Raw genomic sequence first — 13,846 nt, 5'->3', positions numbered from 1 at the left:
AAACCCGCATGACGCCGCTCTCCCTCCCTTTGCAACAGCAGTGGCAAGCCGTGGTGGAGCGGCTGCCGTTTGATGCCGCCGCGCTCAGCGATGACGCGCGCGCGGTGCTCACCTTCAGCGATTTTGTCCGCGAGGCGCTCAGCGCGCACCCGCAATGGCTGCGCGAGCTGGAAGCCGCGCCGCCCGCGCCTGACGAGTGGCGTCATTACCCCGCCTGGCTTCAGACCGCGCTCGCGGAGGTGAACGACGAGGCGGCGCTGATGCGCGCGCTGCGCCAGTTCCGCCGTCGGATGATGACGCGTATCGCCTGGTCGCAGACGCTTAAGCAGGCCACCACGCAGGAGACGCTCACGCAGCTTAGCCAGCTTGCGGAAACCCTTATCGTCGCCGCGCGCGACTGGCTCTACGCCGCCTGCTGTCGCGAATGGGGCACGCCGTGCAACGCGCAGGGCGTCCCGCAGCCGCTGATGATCCTCGGCATGGGAAAACTCGGCGGCGGCGAACTCAACTTTTCTTCGGATATCGATCTTATCTTCGCCTGGCCGGAAGGCGGTTCCACGCAGGGCGGACGCCGCGAGCTGGATAACGCGCAGTTTTTCACGCGCCTCGGCCAGCGGCTCATCAAAGCGCTCGACCAGCCCACGCAGGACGGTTTTGTCTACCGCGTGGATATGCGCCTGCGCCCGTTCGGCGACAGCGGCCCGCTGGTGCTGAGCTTCGCGGCGCTTGAGGATTACTACCAGGAGCAGGGGCGCGACTGGGAGCGCTACGCGATGGTCAAAGCGCGCATCATGGGCGATAACGACGACGCCTGGAGCCAGGAGCTGCGCGCCATGCTGCGGCCGTTTATCTTCCGCCGCTATATCGATTTCAGCGTGATCCAGTCGCTGCGCAACATGAAAGGCATGATTGCCCGCGAAGTGCGCCGCCGGGGGCTGACCGATAACATCAAGCTCGGCGCGGGCGGCATTCGCGAAACCGAGTTTATCGTTCAGGTGTTCCAGCTGATCCGCGGCGGGCGCGAGCCGTCCTTACAGCAACGCTCGCTGCTGCCGACGCTTGAGGCGATTGAGCAACTGCATCTGCTCTCGCCGGACGACGCCGCCTGTCTGCGGGACGCCTATCTCTTCCTGCGGCGTCTCGAGAACCTGCTGCAAAGCATTAACGATGAGCAGACCCAGACGCTGCCGGGCGACGCGCTTAACCGCGCGCGACTGGCCTGGGCGATGGATGAAGAGAGCTGGGAGGCGCTCAGCGCGCGGCTGGAGCGCCATATGGCGGGCGTGCGGCGCGTGTTTAATGAGCTTATCGGCGATGAAGAGCCGGGAACGGGCGAAGAGGCGCTGAACGAAGGCTGGCGTGAGTTATGGCATGACGCGCTCGATGCCGACGACGACACGCCGGTGCTGAGCGGGCTGGGCGCGGAAAGCCGGATGCGGTTCCTCGCGACGCTCGCGGATTTTCGCAAGGAGACCGAAAAGCGCACCATTGGCCCGCGCGGGCGTCAGGTGCTCGATAACCTGATGCCGCCTCTGCTGAGCGCCGTCTGCGCAAGCCCTGACGACGCGGCGCTGGCGCTCTCCCGCGTCACGCCGCTGCTCACCGGCATTGTCACCCGCACCACTTATCTTGAACTGTTAAGCGAATATCCCGGCGCGCTGAAGCACTTAATCCGTCTGTGCGCCGCCTCGCCGATGGTGGCCAGTCAGCTGGCGCGCTATCCGCTGCTGCTTGATGAACTGCTTGACCCGAATACGCTCTATCAGCCGACGGCGATGGACGCCTATCGCGACGAACTGCGCCAGTATCTGCTGCGCGTGCCGGATGACGACGAAGAGCAGCAGCTTGAGGCGCTGCGCCAGTTTAAACAGGCGCAACTGCTGCGCGTGGCCGCGGCGGATATCGCCGGTACGCTGCCGGTGATGAAAGTGAGCGATCACTTAACCTGGCTTGCCGAGGCGATTATTGACGCGGTGGTGCAGCAGGCATGGGGGCATATGGTGGCGCGCTACGGCCAGCCGACGCATCTGCGCGATCGCGACGGGCGCGGTTTCGCGGTGGTGGGCTATGGCAAACTCGGCGGCTGGGAGCTCGGCTACAGCTCCGATCTCGATTTAGTCTTCCTGCACGACTGCCCGGCGGATGTCATGACCGACGGCGAGCGCGAAATCGACGGCCGCCAGTTCTATCTGCGCCTGGCGCAGCGCATTATGCATCTCTTCAGTACCCGCACGTCGTCCGGCATTCTCTATGAAGTGGACGCCCGTCTGCGCCCGTCCGGCGCGGCAGGCATGCTGGTGACCACCGCCGAAGCCTTCGCCGATTACCAGAAAAACGAAGCCTGGACATGGGAGCATCAGGCGCTGGTGCGCGCCCGCGTCGTGTACGGCGACAGGCCGCTGCAGGCGCAGTTCGACGCTATTCGCCGCGAGGTGCTCGCCACCCCGCGCGATGGCGACAAGCTGCAAACCGACGTGCGCGAGATGCGCGAAAAAATGCGCGCGCACCTGGGCAATAAACACCGCGATCGGTTTGATATCAAAGCCGATGAAGGCGGCATTACGGATATCGAATTTATTACGCAGTATCTGGTGCTGCGCTACGCCCCGGAACAGCCGAAGCTGACGCGCTGGTCCGATAACGTGCGCATTCTGGAGCTGCTGGCGCAGAATGACATTATGCGTGAGGACGAGGCGAAAGCGCTCACGCACGCCTATGTCACGCTGCGTGACGAACTGCACCATCTGGCCTTGCAGGAACAGCCAGGGCATGTGGCGCAGACGGCGTTCGGGCCCGAGCGCGAACAGGTGCGCGAGAGCTGGCGGCGCTGGCTGGCCCCGGCGTAACCGTGCGATTGCGCGTAACTGTGCTATCATCGCGCGCAAATTTTGGTGTCTCTCAGGAGAGTCAGGAATGAAAGTAACGCTGCCCGATTTTGAACGCGCAGGCGTCATGGTAGTAGGTGATGTGATGCTGGACCGCTACTGGTATGGCCCGACGAGCCGCATTTCGCCGGAAGCGCCGGTGCCGGTCGTCAAAGTGGAAACCATCGAAGAGCGGCCGGGCGGCGCGGCGAACGTGGCGATGAACATCGCGTCTCTCGGCGCCACTTCGCGGCTGGTCGGCCTGACGGGCATTGATGACGCGGCGCGCGCGCTCAGCCAGTCGCTGGCACAGGTGAACGTGAAGTGTGACTTCGTGTCAGTGCCGACGCACCCGACCATCACCAAGCTGCGTGTGCTGTCGCGCAACCAGCAGCTGATCCGCCTGGATTTCGAAGAGGGCTTCGACGGCGTGGATCCCGAGCCGCTGCACGAGCGCATTAACCAGGCGCTCGGGCAGATCGGCGCGCTGGTGCTTTCTGACTACGCCAAAGGCGCGCTCGCGAGCGTACAGCAGATGATCCAGCTGGCGCGTAACGCTGGCGTTCCGGTGCTTATCGATCCGAAAGGCACCGATTTCGAACGTTATCGCGGCGCGACATTGCTGACGCCAAACCTGTCTGAATTCGAAGCCGTGGCGGGCAAGTGCAAAACCGAACAGGACATTGTCGAGCGCGGCATGAAAATCATCGCCGATTTCGATCTCAGCGCGCTGCTGGTGACCCGTTCAGAGCAGGGCATGACGCTGCTGCAACCGGGCAAAGCGCCGTTCCACCTGCCGACGCAGGCGCAGGAAGTCTATGACGTAACCGGCGCGGGCGATACCGTGATTGGCGTGCTGGCGGCGACGCTGGCGTCCGGCAATTCGCTGGAAGAAGCCTGCTTCTTCGCCAACGCGGCGGCAGGGGTGGTGGTCGGCAAGCTCGGTACGTCAACCGTGTCGCCGGTCGAGCTGGAAAACGCGGTGCGCGGGCGCGCGGAAACCGGTTTTGGCGTGATGAGCGAGGCGGCGCTGAAAGAAGCCGTGCTGGCGGCGCGCAAGCGCGGCGAGAAAGTGGTGATGACCAACGGCGTGTTCGACATCCTTCACGCAGGCCACGTCTCGTATCTGGCGAATGCGCGCAAGCTTGGCGATCGCCTGATTGTGGCGGTCAACAGCGACGCCTCCACCCGTCGCCTGAAAGGCGATACGCGCCCGGTAAACCCGCAGGAGCAGCGCATGATCGTGCTGGCCGCGCTGGAAGCGGTGGACTGGGTGGTGCCGTTTGAAGAAGACACGCCGCAGCGGCTGATTAGCGAAATCCTGCCGGATCTGCTGGTTAAAGGCGGCGACTATAAGCCTGAAGATATCGCGGGCAGCAAAGAGGTGTGGGCCAATGGCGGGGACGTCATGGTGCTGAACTTCGAAGATGGCTGCTCGACCACCAATATCATCAAGAAGATCCAGAAGAACAGCTGACGCGCGCTGCGCGAACGCCCCTTGCCTGGCAGGGGGCGTTGTCGTTTCTGTCAGTCCTGTTTGTCGAGGCTATCGACCGGCGGGATGGCAGGCGGCGGCGTTACGGCAGTCACGGGCGCGCTGGCGCTGCCTGCGGCCGTGGTCGCTGAGGCGTCAGCCGGTGCGGAGGCAGTCGCGCCGCGCGATTCCAGCGCGGTCAGACGCTGTTCCAGCGCCGTCAGTTTCTCGCGCGTGCGCAGCAGTACCTGCGTCTGCACGTCAAACTCCTCACGACTCACCAGATCCAGGCGAGACAGCTGGGCCTGCAGTACCTGGCGGATTTTCTTCTCAACATCTTCCCCGATCTCACGGATCCCTTTTGGCATCGATTCATGGACCTGACGGGCGATCTGTTCAATTTTCTTCGGGTCAATCATAGCGGTTTCCCTGATCTGGTATGGTCTGAAGAGTAATTGTAATCGCTGATCGGAAGGGTATAAACCGGAAATGTTTGAATCTCATGCATTGCCGACGATTATCAATGGCGTTATAGTTATCCCGCTTATTCTCAGGGCGGGGTGAAATTCCCCACCGGCGGTAAATCAGGCTTCTCCTGCATCTGCGCGAAAGCGAAGGCGCAAGATAAACTGAAAGCCCGCGAGCGCTTCAGGCTGTTTCTGAAGGTCAGCAGATCCGGTGTAATTCCGGGGCCGACGGTTAAAGTCCGGATGGGAGAGAGTAACGATCTGCCTGGGCTTGCGCCCACTCACGTTATTTTGCTTGCCGCTTGCCGGCACTCCTAAGACCGCCCTGATTCTGGTAATCCATATAATTAATGAGGTTTCTTTACCATGAATCAGACGCTTCTTTCTGCTTTTGGCACCGCTTTTGAACGCGTGGAAAACGCGATCGCCGCACTGCGCGAAGGGCGCGGCGTGATGGTGCTCGATGACGAGAACCGTGAAAACGAAGGCGACATGATTTTCGCCGCCGAAACCATGACCGTTGAACAGATGGCGTTAACCATCCGTCACGGCAGCGGCATCGTCTGCCTGTGCCTGACCGAAGAACGCCGTAAACAGCTCGACCTGCCGATGATGGTGGAAAACAACACCAGCGCGTTCGGCACCGGCTTCACCGTGACCATCGAAGCGGCGCACGGCGTGACCACCGGCGTTTCCGCCGCCGACCGCATCACGACCATTCGCGCGGCGATTGCCGACGACGCGAAACCGTCCGATCTGCACCGTCCTGGCCACGTATTCCCGCTGCGCGCGCAGCCGGGCGGCGTACTGACCCGCGGCGGCCATACCGAAGCGACCATCGATTTAGTCTCGCTGGCGGGCTTTAAACCGGCAGGCGTGCTGTGTGAACTGACCAATGACGACGGCACCATGGCGCGCGCGCCGGAGTGCATCGCGTTTGCCCGCGAACACAATATGCCGGTCGTGACTATTGAAGATTTAGTGAGCTACCGCCAGGCGCAGGAGCGCAAAGCGAGCTGACAAAAAGCCCGGCGATCGCCGGGCCTGAATGCTTCTGAAAGCCCGGTCTGACCGGGCTTTTTTATTAGCCGCTAAGGCCGCTGGTTTGCAGCAGCGTCAGGCTTAATCCCATCACCGACATGCCGCACAGCACGCCGTAGCTTGGGTTGTTATGCGGATCGATCTCTTTGGCAAGCGGCATCAGCTCATCCACCGACAGCGCCACCATGATCCCGGCGACCGCCGCCATAATCGCCGCCATGACCACCGGCGACACCATCGTACCGAGGATCAGCCAGGCCAGCACGCCGCCCAGAATTTCGGCCATCCCGGAGAGCCCCGCCCAGATAACCGCTTTACGGCGCGAGCCGGTGGCCGCGTAAACCGGGCCTGCCACCGCCAGTCCTTCAGGAATGTTGTGTAAGGCGACCGCGAGCGCAATCCCAAAGCCCAGCTCCAGATTGGTGCTGGCCGTCACGTAGGTGGCGATACCCTCCGGGAAGTTATGCAGACTGATGCCGAGCGTCAGCAAAAGCGCGGTACGGCGCAGATTGCGCGACGCGTGGGCCGGCGGCGGATCGATAAGATCCTGCGGGTGCGCGTGCGGCAACAGGCGATCGAGCGCGAAATAGCCGAGCAGGCCGACAATAAACATGCCGTAGCCCAGCACCGGCGACATGCCTTCCTCGCCAAGCGCGGCGGGCAGCATTTCCATCAGAGAAATCAGCAGCATAATGCCTGCGGCAAAGCCCAGCGAGAAAGCCAGCAGCCGGTTGGAGGGCTTCTGGCCGAGCACGCCGAGCAGCGCGCCGATAAACGTGGCGCCGCCCGCCAGTAAGGTCAGGATCAGAGGCACTGACATCGAACACTCCTTTTTGATAATGATTATCATTAATTTATCGGGCGAAACGGAAAAGTCGAGGCCCGTCCGTGGCTTTTACAGATTACTTACATTCAAATTTTCTGACGGTCTTCATCACGGTTATCTCCGTTCTTTCTGTATGCGATAAGCGTAAGGTAGCTCCATTGATATTACCGTTTCAGGATACAAAAATGACTGCTTCCTCTCGTATGCCTGCACTCTTTCTGGGCCACGGCAGCCCGATGAACGTGCTGGAAGATAACCGTTATACCCGCGCCTGGCGCGCGCTTGGCGAAACGTTGCCGCGTCCGAAAGCCATTGTAATGGTCTCGGCCCACTGGTTTACGCGCGGCACCGGCGTGACCGCGATGGAGCAGCCGCAAACCATTCACGATTTCGGGGGTTTCCCGCAGGCGCTGTACGATACCCATTATCCGGCGCCCGGCTCTCCGGCGCTGGCGCAGCGCGTGGCGGATCTCCTCGCGCCGCAGCCGGTTACGCTCGATAAAGAGGCCTGGGGTTTTGACCACGGCGCCTGGGGCGTACTGATAAAAATGTATCCGCAGGCGGATATTCCGCTGGTGCAGCTGAGTATAGACAGCACCAAACCCCCGGTCTGGCATTATGAGATGGGCCGCCGCCTTGCGGCGCTTCGCGACGAGGGCGTCATGCTGGTGGCGAGCGGCAATGTCGTCCATAACCTGCGTACCGCGCGCTGGCATGGCGAAGGTGAGCCGTATCCGTGGGCAGAGTCGTTCAATAACTTTGTGAAAGAGAATCTGACGTGGCGCGGCGAGGCGGCGGATCACCCGCTGGTCAACTATCTGGATCACCCCGGCGGCAGCCTGTCGAACCCGACGGCGGAGCATTTCCTGCCGCTGCTGTATGTACTTGGCGCGTGGAACGGCGACGAGCCGGTGACGATACCGGTCGACGGGTTGGAAATGGCCTCGTTGAGTATGTTGTCGGTACAGGTGGGTTAAGAATGGCGCCCTGGGGCGCCATCGCGGTTATTCCACAAACAGGTGCGGATAGAAGCGAGACAGATCCTGAGTTATCAGCGCTTTATCTTCACGGATACCGATCCCGGCGGGCTGATCGTTGATAAGCCAGCTGCCGATAAGCGTGTAGCTGTCACCGAATCTCGGCAGCGGATGGAACTGCTGCACGATAGTGCCTTCTTCGCCATACGGACCCTCCACCTGCTCAATGGTCTGGCCGTTCTCGATAATCGAGACGTTAGCGCCTTCACGGGAGAACAGAGGCTTAACCACATATTTCTCCATCGGCGGCGGGTTATCTTCGCTGAAGTACGCGGGCAGCAGGTTAGGGTGATTCGGGTAGAGCTCCCAGAGCAGCGGCAGCAGCGCCTTGTTGGAGATAATGCTCTTCCACGCCGGCTCCAGCCAGCGCACGCCCGCGTCCTCAAGCTTGGTGGAGAACGTCTCGCGCAGCATATACTCCCACGGATAGAGCTTAAACAGGTTGCTGATGACCTGATCCTGAAGATCGGTAAACTGTCCCTTCTCGCCAAGGCCGATATCTTCAATAAACAGAAAATCGTTCTCGATCCCGGCTTCGCTGGCGCAATCCTGTAAATACTGCACCGTGCCGCGATCTTCCACCGTATCGCGACAGCAGGCGAGATGCAGGCGGTTAAAGCCGTACTGCGCTTTCAGCTCGCCGAAACGCTCGATGATCTTCTCCTGGAGGCTGTTGAACTGATCGCTGCCCTGCGGGAGATTCCCGGCGCGCAGCTGATCTTCGAGCCAGATCCACTGAAAGAACGCCGCTTCATACAAAGAGGTCGGCGTATCGGCGTTATTTTCGAGAAGCTTCGGCTCGCCGCGTCCGTCCCAGGCGAGATCGAGACGCGAATAGAGCGACGGCTGGCCGCTGCGCCAGGACTGACGCACAAACTCCCAGGTGTGTTTTGGAATGCGGAATTTGGTCATCAGCGCGTCGCTTGCGACCACTTTCTCCACGACCTGTAAGCACATCTGGTGCAGCTCGGCGGTCACCTCTTCGAGCTTCTCCACCTGCGCCAGCGTCAGCCGGTAGTAAGCGTCTTCGCACCAGTAGGGCTCGCCGTACATGGTGTGAAAGTTAAAGCCATATTCCGTTGCCTTTTCGCGCCAGTCCGGGCGCTCGCTGATAGCGATTCTTTCCATGTGTCAGCCGCCCATTGAACGAGAGGAAGAGCCCGCCGCGCTGCGCTGCATCGTGGCCTGTTTCGCGACGGAATCGCCGAAACCGCCGCGGGTGATGGTCGAGGTGGTGGCCGGTTTCGGCGCCATCGCGGATTTCGGTACGGTCATGGTACGGCCCGGCTGCGCGGCGCCGTAGTTGCGGCCGCTGGCGTCGGTATATTTACCGTAAGCCGGGCTTGCCGGGTTGCGCGAGCTGAACAATGGCTGCTGGGCGAACCCCATGCCGCCGCCGCCCATCAGGCGGCCCATCATGTAACCCGCCATCAGCGGCATCCACATGCTGCCGGTCTGCTGCGTGGCCTGGCTGGTATTGGTGTTATCGACCTGCTTGCACTGATCTTCGCCAAATTCCGCCACGCAGTCTTCACGCGTGGCGTATTTCGGCGCGGTGCGCTCCGCCTCTTTCAGGGCGTTGTTGTAAGCGGTGGTGCATTCAGCGCTTTTGCCGGGGTTAGCGGTCGAGCAGTCGTCCGCATTCTGATAAAGCTGCACGGTTTCGTCATTCTTTTCACAACCGGCGAGCATAAACGCCGCCGTGACCGCGAAGGCCACCGGCGTTAAATGACGCGCGTTCCAGCTTTTGCGAAACATCGCGCGGTTAATCTGTTTTGTCCGTTTCATGCCTGCATCCTGACCCAGTGGTATTGCACAGTTATGGTGCTCAGGATAGTGGATGAGTGGTTGAAATTAAAGCGAGAGGCCGGAGGGGGCGGGGATCTTTACGTTGACTTACGTTCAGGCGGGAGGCCGTTGCGCCTCCCGCCACAGACGTTACTGACGGAACGGGTTGCCGCTGTTGCTGTTGCTGCTGCGGGTGGCCGCGGCAGGCTGCATGGCAGGCGCACTGCCGCCGCCGTTCGCCATGTTATTCACGGCGGCGTCCTGCTCCGGGTTTTCCGGGGCGACGCTTTCAGGCGCGGTAGAGACCGGTTTGCCCAGCGAGTTATTCAGCGCGACCAGATCCTGCTCGTTGAGCGTACCCAGCGCAGATTTAATATTGAGCTGGTTGATCAGGTAGTTATAACGGGCGCTGGAGAGCTGCTGCTTGGCGTTGTACAGCGTGGTGGTGGCGTCCAGCACATCGACGATGGTACGCGTACCGACCGAGTAACCGGCTTCCATCGCATCGAGTGAGCTCTGCGCGGACACGACCGCCTGCTCATAGGCTTTGATGCTGCTGATGGAGGCGTTCACGTTGTTGTAAGACGAACGCACGGTCTGTACCACGTTGCGGTGCGCGCTTTCCAGTTTTTCGCTGGCGCCCACGAAACTGTACTGCGCTTGTTTAACTTGTGACGTCACCGAGCCGCCGCTGTAGAGCGGCAGATTGAAGCTCAGGCCCACGGAGTTCTGGCCGATTTTACGGTCGGCGTAGTTACTTGCCGCCGCGCCGCCGGTATTGCTGCCGCTGTAGTCGGTATCCGAGACGCTGCTGGACGCCGTTAAGCCGAGCGTCGGCATATGGCCGGTTTCGGCGTAGCGGATCTGCTCACGCGCCAGATCCTGGCTCAGACGCGCCTGCAGCAGCGTCAGGTTGCGCTGTTCCGCTTCTTTCAGCAGCGCGTTAACGGCGGCCGGTTTGGTGGTTTTGAAATTATCGACGTTCAGCGACGCGAGCTGCGGGTAGTAGTTGCCGGTCACCTGACGTAGCTGTTCCAGCGCGTTGTCGAGGTTGTTACGGGCGGTCACTTCGTTCGCCAGCACGTTATCGTACTGCGCGCGGGCGTTCTGCACGTCGGTAATCGCCACCAGGCCCACGTTAAAACGCTGGGTGGTTTGATCGAGCTGGCGGTAGATCGCCTGTTTCTGCGCTTCGGTGTAGGAGAGCGCGTCAATGGCGCTCAGCACCTGGAAATAGGCCGTCGCGGTGTTCAGCATCAGCGTCTGCTGATCGGTCTGGTAGGTCACATCCTGAATGCCTGCGGTTTTTTCCTGCAGGGTCAGGGCGCGCCATTTAGACATATCGAAAATGGTCTGCGTTAATTGCAGCGACGCGCTCTTGACGGTGTTGTCTACGCCGTCGTTATCGCGAAAACCGTTGGTATAGGTGTAATCTGCGCCCAGGCCGAGCTGCGGAAGTAAAGGACTGCGGGCTTCGTTAATTTTTTCGAATGCGGCGTCGCGGTCAGCAGCGGAGCTGCGCAGGTCCGGGTTGCTTAAACGTGCCTGCTGGTAAACCTGCAACAGGTTTTCTGCCTGGCTCATGGCGCTGAAGCCCGTCAGGCTCAGGCCGATAAGGATGGGGAGCAGTTTCTTCATTTGCATTCCTTGTTGTGAAGCATAAAGAATTTATTAGCGCTGTCAGAAGCCGAAAAATTGATCGCCGATTCTACCAGAGTCAACCCGCCGTGAGGCTTGGCGTAACGTGCCTTCTGCCGCTAAATTTCCACAATCTATCACATGGGCAATGAAACGGCAGGTAAACTGGCTTGAAACGCCCAGATTCGGCACCATCTCGAACCGGAAACCATCATGAGCAAATCAACCCCACGCCCCGTTACTTTCACCAAAAACGATGTAGAAATTATTGCACGGGAAAAGCTATATCGCGGCTTTTTTTCGCTCGATCTCTACCGCTTTCGCCACCGCCTTTTTAATGGCGAAATGAGCGGCGAAGTACGGCGTGAAATTTTTGAGCGCGGGCATGCCGCAGTCCTGCTACCCTTTGACCCTGTGCGCGATGAGGTGGTACTGATCGAGCAGATTCGCATCGCCGCTTTCGACACCAGCGACACCCCGTGGCTGCTGGAACTGGTCGCCGGCATGATTGAGCCTGGCGAAACGGTGGAAGAGGTCGCCCGCCGCGAGGCGATGGAAGAAGCGGGGCTTTCCGTCGGGCGGGTGAAAAAATTCATGAGCTATCTGGCAAGCCCTGGCGGCACCAGCGAGCGCCTGTCATTACTGGTTGGCGAAGTGGACGCCACGACCGCGCAAGGCATACACGGTCTGGCTGATGAAAACGAAGATATTCGGGTTCATGTGGTAAGCCGGGAACAGGCATACCAGTGGGTAGAAGAGGGGAGAATCGACAACGCAGCCTCCGTCATCGCACTGCAATGGCTGCAGTTACATTATCAAGCATTGAGAAACGAGTGGAACACCTGAATATGAAGCGTTATACACCTGATTTTCCAGAAATGATGCGCCTGTGCGAAACCAACTTCGCGCAGCTGCGCCGCCTGTTGCCGCGCAACGACGCGCCGGGCGAAACCATTAGTTATCAGGTGGCGGGCGCGCAATACCGTTTAACTATCCTCGAATCAACCCGATACACCACGCTTGTGCAGATAGAGCAAACCGCGCCGAAAGTGAGCTACTGGAGTTTGCCGTCAATGAGCGTAAGGCTTTACCATGACGCCATGGTCGCGGAAGTGTGTTCAAGCCAGCAGATCTTTCGCTTCAAAGCGCGTTATGATTACCCAAATAAAAAGTTGCATCAGCGCGACGAAAAACATCAAATTAACCAGTTTCTTGCCGACTGGCTACGCTACTGTTTAGCGCATGGAGCAATGGCGGTTCCGGTTTGTTAGCGTCGTGAAACCTAAGGACACCATTTGGAAAGCCTGTTAAACCTTCCTGTTGCTGGTGGGGCCAGCGTCAGGATCTTACAAATTACAGATACTCACCTGTTTGCCGGAAAGAACGATACGTTGCTTGGCATCAATACCTGGGAGAGCTACCAGGCGGTGCTGTCAGAGCTTCACGCCGAACAGCGCGAGTGCGATCTGATTGTCGCGACAGGCGACCTGGCGCAGGATCATACGCCCGAGGCTTATGAGCACTTTGCGGCGGGGATCGCCTCTTTGCCCGCACCTTGCGTCTGGCTGCCGGGCAACCACGATTTCCAGCCCGCGATGTACAGCACGCTGCAGGATGCCGGCATTTCGCCCGCTAAACGCGTGTTCGCGGGCGATCGCTGGCAGGTGCTGCTGCTCGACAGCCAGGTCTTCGGCGTGCCGCACGGCGAGCTGAGCGACTACCAGCTCGAGTGGCTTGAGCGCATGCTTCAGGCGGCGCCGGAGCGCCACACGCTGCTGCTTCTGCACCATCACCCGCTGCCGTCCGGCTGCGGCTGGCTAGATCAACACAGCCTGCGCAACGCCCAGGCGCTGGACGATGTGCTGAACCGCTATCCGCAGGTGAAGCATCTGCTCTGCGGGCATATTCATCAGGAGCTGGATCTCGACTGGAACGGTCGCCGCCTGATGGCGACGCCGTCTACCTGCGTTCAGTTCAAACCTCACTGCGCGGGCTTTACGCTCGATACGGTCGCGCCCGGCTGGCGCTGGCTGAATCTGCACCCTGACGGCTCGCTCACCACGGAAGTGTGCCGCCTCGAAGGCGCGCAGTTCCGCCCTGATACCGCATCAGAAGGATACTGATGTCTACGCTCCTCTATCTCCACGGCTTTAACAGTTCTCCTCGCTCGGCGAAGGCCACCAGCCTGCAACGCTGGCTGGCGCAGCAGCACCCAGAAATTAATATGGTCGTTCCGCAACTGCCGCCGTATCCGTCTGACGCCGCGGAGCTGCTGGAATCATTAGTGCTTGAGCACGGCGGCGAACCGCTCGGCGTCGTGGGCTCATCGCTTGGTGGCTATTATGCGACCTGGCTTTCGCAATGTTTTATGCTGCCAGCGGTGGTGGTGAACCCGGCGGTGCGCCCCTTTGAGCTACTGACCGATTTTCTCGGCGCGAACGAGAACCCCTACACCGGGCAGCAATATGTGCTAGAGTCTCGCCATATTTACGATCTGAAAGTGATGCAAATTGAGCCGCTCGACGCCCCGGATCTCATCTGGCTGTTGCAGCAGACCGGCGACGAGGTGCTGGATTACCGCCAGGCGGTGGCGTACTACGCGCCGTGCCGTCAGACGGTGGAAACCGGCGGCAACCACGCTTTTGCAGGCTTTGAAGATTATTTCACGCAGATTGTCGATTTCCTTAGCCTGCGTTAACGCTAAGGCAACG

13 protein-coding genes and 1 riboswitch are annotated in these 13,846 nt (G+C 60.3%); of the genes, 8 read left to right on the top strand and 5 right to left on the bottom strand.

Going from position 1 to position 13,846, the window contains the following annotated elements; all coding sequences use genetic code 11:
- Positions 1-8 precede the first annotated feature (8 nt).
- Positions 9-2,846, top strand: a complete 2,838-nt coding sequence (gene glnE / locus AFK65_RS16265) for a bifunctional [glutamate--ammonia ligase]-adenylyl-L-tyrosine phosphorylase/[glutamate--ammonia-ligase] adenylyltransferase (RefSeq protein ID WP_038856332.1) — start codon at positions 9-11, stop codon at positions 2,844-2,846.
- Positions 2,847-2,913: 67 nt separating this feature from the next.
- The gene (gene hldE, locus AFK65_RS16260) at positions 2,914-4,341 is read left to right on the top strand and encodes a bifunctional D-glycero-beta-D-manno-heptose-7-phosphate kinase/D-glycero-beta-D-manno-heptose 1-phosphate adenylyltransferase HldE (protein WP_038856334.1); all 1,428 of its coding nucleotides are present in this window, start codon (positions 2,914-2,916) and stop codon (positions 4,339-4,341) included.
- A 50-nt stretch (positions 4,342-4,391) separates the two neighbouring features.
- On the opposite strand, the gene ubiK is transcribed toward hldE, so the two are convergent.
- The gene (ubiK, locus tag AFK65_RS16255; RefSeq protein WP_007701645.1) at positions 4,392-4,757 is read right to left on the bottom strand and encodes a ubiquinone biosynthesis accessory factor UbiK; all 366 of its coding nucleotides are present in this window, start codon (positions 4,755-4,757) and stop codon (positions 4,392-4,394) included.
- Positions 4,758-4,880: 123 nt separating this feature from the next.
- A riboswitch (FMN riboswitch) is annotated at positions 4,881-5,064 on the top strand.
- Positions 5,065-5,171: 107 nt separating this feature from the next.
- Between ubiK and ribB the strand changes: the two genes are divergently transcribed.
- Positions 5,172-5,825: a 3,4-dihydroxy-2-butanone-4-phosphate synthase gene (gene ribB, locus AFK65_RS16250; protein WP_012123813.1), complete on the top strand. Its 654-nt coding sequence runs from the start codon at positions 5,172-5,174 to the stop codon at positions 5,823-5,825.
- Positions 5,826-5,889: 64 nt separating this feature from the next.
- Here the strand turns inward: ribB and zupT are convergent, their stop codons facing one another.
- Positions 5,890-6,666: a zinc transporter ZupT gene (gene zupT / locus AFK65_RS16245; RefSeq protein ID WP_007701639.1), complete on the bottom strand. Its 777-nt coding sequence runs from the start codon at positions 6,664-6,666 to the stop codon at positions 5,890-5,892.
- Positions 6,667-6,857: 191 nt separating this feature from the next.
- Between zupT and ygiD the strand changes: the two genes are divergently transcribed.
- Positions 6,858-7,649, top strand: a complete 792-nt coding sequence (ygiD, locus tag AFK65_RS16240) for a 4,5-DOPA-extradiol-dioxygenase (protein ID WP_007701635.1) — start codon at positions 6,858-6,860, stop codon at positions 7,647-7,649.
- 27 nt (positions 7,650-7,676) lie between these two features.
- Here the strand turns inward: ygiD and AFK65_RS16235 are convergent, their stop codons facing one another.
- From AFK65_RS16235 to tolC, 3 genes are all read right to left on the bottom strand, one after another.
- Positions 7,677-8,837, bottom strand: a complete 1,161-nt coding sequence (locus AFK65_RS16235; protein ID WP_007701632.1) for a glutathionylspermidine synthase family protein — start codon at positions 8,835-8,837, stop codon at positions 7,677-7,679.
- A 3-nt stretch (positions 8,838-8,840) separates the two neighbouring features.
- Positions 8,841-9,497 (bottom strand): DUF1190 family protein, encoded by a 657-nt coding sequence (locus tag AFK65_RS16230; RefSeq protein WP_038856338.1) that lies wholly within the window; start codon positions 9,495-9,497, stop codon positions 8,841-8,843.
- Positions 9,498-9,647: 150 nt separating this feature from the next.
- Positions 9,648-11,135 carry an outer membrane channel protein TolC gene (tolC, locus tag AFK65_RS16225; protein WP_007701627.1) on the bottom strand — a complete coding sequence of 496 codons (1,488 nt, stop codon included), beginning with the start codon at positions 11,133-11,135 and terminating at the stop codon, positions 9,648-9,650.
- A 213-nt stretch (positions 11,136-11,348) separates the two neighbouring features.
- Between tolC and nudF the strand changes: the two genes are divergently transcribed.
- The 4 genes from nudF to yqiA are packed head-to-tail and all read left to right on the top strand — an operon-like array spanning position 11,349 to position 13,833.
- A complete protein-coding gene (gene nudF / locus AFK65_RS16220) occupies positions 11,349-11,981 on the top strand; it encodes an ADP-ribose diphosphatase (protein WP_007701624.1) in 633 nt (210 codons plus the stop codon).
- A gap of 2 nt (positions 11,982-11,983) precedes the next feature.
- Positions 11,984-12,406, top strand: a complete 423-nt coding sequence (locus AFK65_RS16215; protein WP_007764016.1) for a DUF1249 family protein — start codon at positions 11,984-11,986, stop codon at positions 12,404-12,406.
- Positions 12,407-12,430: 24 nt separating this feature from the next.
- Positions 12,431-13,258 (top strand): 3',5'-cyclic-AMP phosphodiesterase, encoded by an 828-nt coding sequence (gene cpdA, locus AFK65_RS16210; protein ID WP_007701621.1) that lies wholly within the window; start codon positions 12,431-12,433, stop codon positions 13,256-13,258.
- Positions 13,258-13,833, top strand: a complete 576-nt coding sequence (yqiA, locus tag AFK65_RS16205; protein WP_007701618.1) for an esterase YqiA — start codon at positions 13,258-13,260, stop codon at positions 13,831-13,833. Before cpdA ends, yqiA begins: the two co-directional genes overlap by 1 nt.
- The last annotated feature ends 13 nt before the right edge of the window (positions 13,834-13,846 follow it).

The organism is Cronobacter universalis NCTC 9529 (genome assembly GCF_001277175.1).
Taxonomy (GTDB): domain Bacteria; phylum Pseudomonadota; class Gammaproteobacteria; order Enterobacterales; family Enterobacteriaceae; genus Cronobacter; species Cronobacter universalis.
The sequence above is the reverse complement of the archived record's forward strand: the minus strand, read 5'-3'. Positions and strand labels throughout refer to the sequence as shown.

Excerpts from the sequence above, each read along its gene's own strand:
- glnE (WP_038856332.1), top strand. The coding sequence starts at position 9 with ATGACGCCGCTCTCCCTCCCTTTGCAACAGCAGTGGCAAGCCGTGGTG.
- hldE (WP_038856334.1), top strand. The coding sequence starts at position 2,914 with ATGAAAGTAACGCTGCCCGATTTTGAACGCGCAGGCGTCATGGTAGTA.
- ubiK (WP_007701645.1), bottom strand. The coding sequence starts at position 4,757 with ATGATTGACCCGAAGAAAATTGAACAGATCGCCCGTCAGGTCCATGAA.
- ribB (WP_012123813.1), top strand. The coding sequence starts at position 5,172 with ATGAATCAGACGCTTCTTTCTGCTTTTGGCACCGCTTTTGAACGCGTG.
- zupT (WP_007701639.1), bottom strand. The coding sequence starts at position 6,666 with ATGTCAGTGCCTCTGATCCTGACCTTACTGGCGGGCGGCGCCACGTTT.
- ygiD (WP_007701635.1), top strand. The coding sequence starts at position 6,858 with ATGACTGCTTCCTCTCGTATGCCTGCACTCTTTCTGGGCCACGGCAGC.
- AFK65_RS16235 (WP_007701632.1), bottom strand. The coding sequence starts at position 8,837 with ATGGAAAGAATCGCTATCAGCGAGCGCCCGGACTGGCGCGAAAAGGCA.
- AFK65_RS16230 (WP_038856338.1), bottom strand. The coding sequence starts at position 9,497 with ATGAAACGGACAAAACAGATTAACCGCGCGATGTTTCGCAAAAGCTGG.
- tolC (WP_007701627.1), bottom strand. The coding sequence starts at position 11,135 with ATGAAGAAACTGCTCCCCATCCTTATCGGCCTGAGCCTGACGGGCTTC.
- nudF (WP_007701624.1), top strand. The coding sequence starts at position 11,349 with ATGAGCAAATCAACCCCACGCCCCGTTACTTTCACCAAAAACGATGTA.
- AFK65_RS16215 (WP_007764016.1), top strand. The coding sequence starts at position 11,984 with ATGAAGCGTTATACACCTGATTTTCCAGAAATGATGCGCCTGTGCGAA.
- yqiA (WP_007701618.1), top strand. The coding sequence starts at position 13,258 with ATGTCTACGCTCCTCTATCTCCACGGCTTTAACAGTTCTCCTCGCTCG.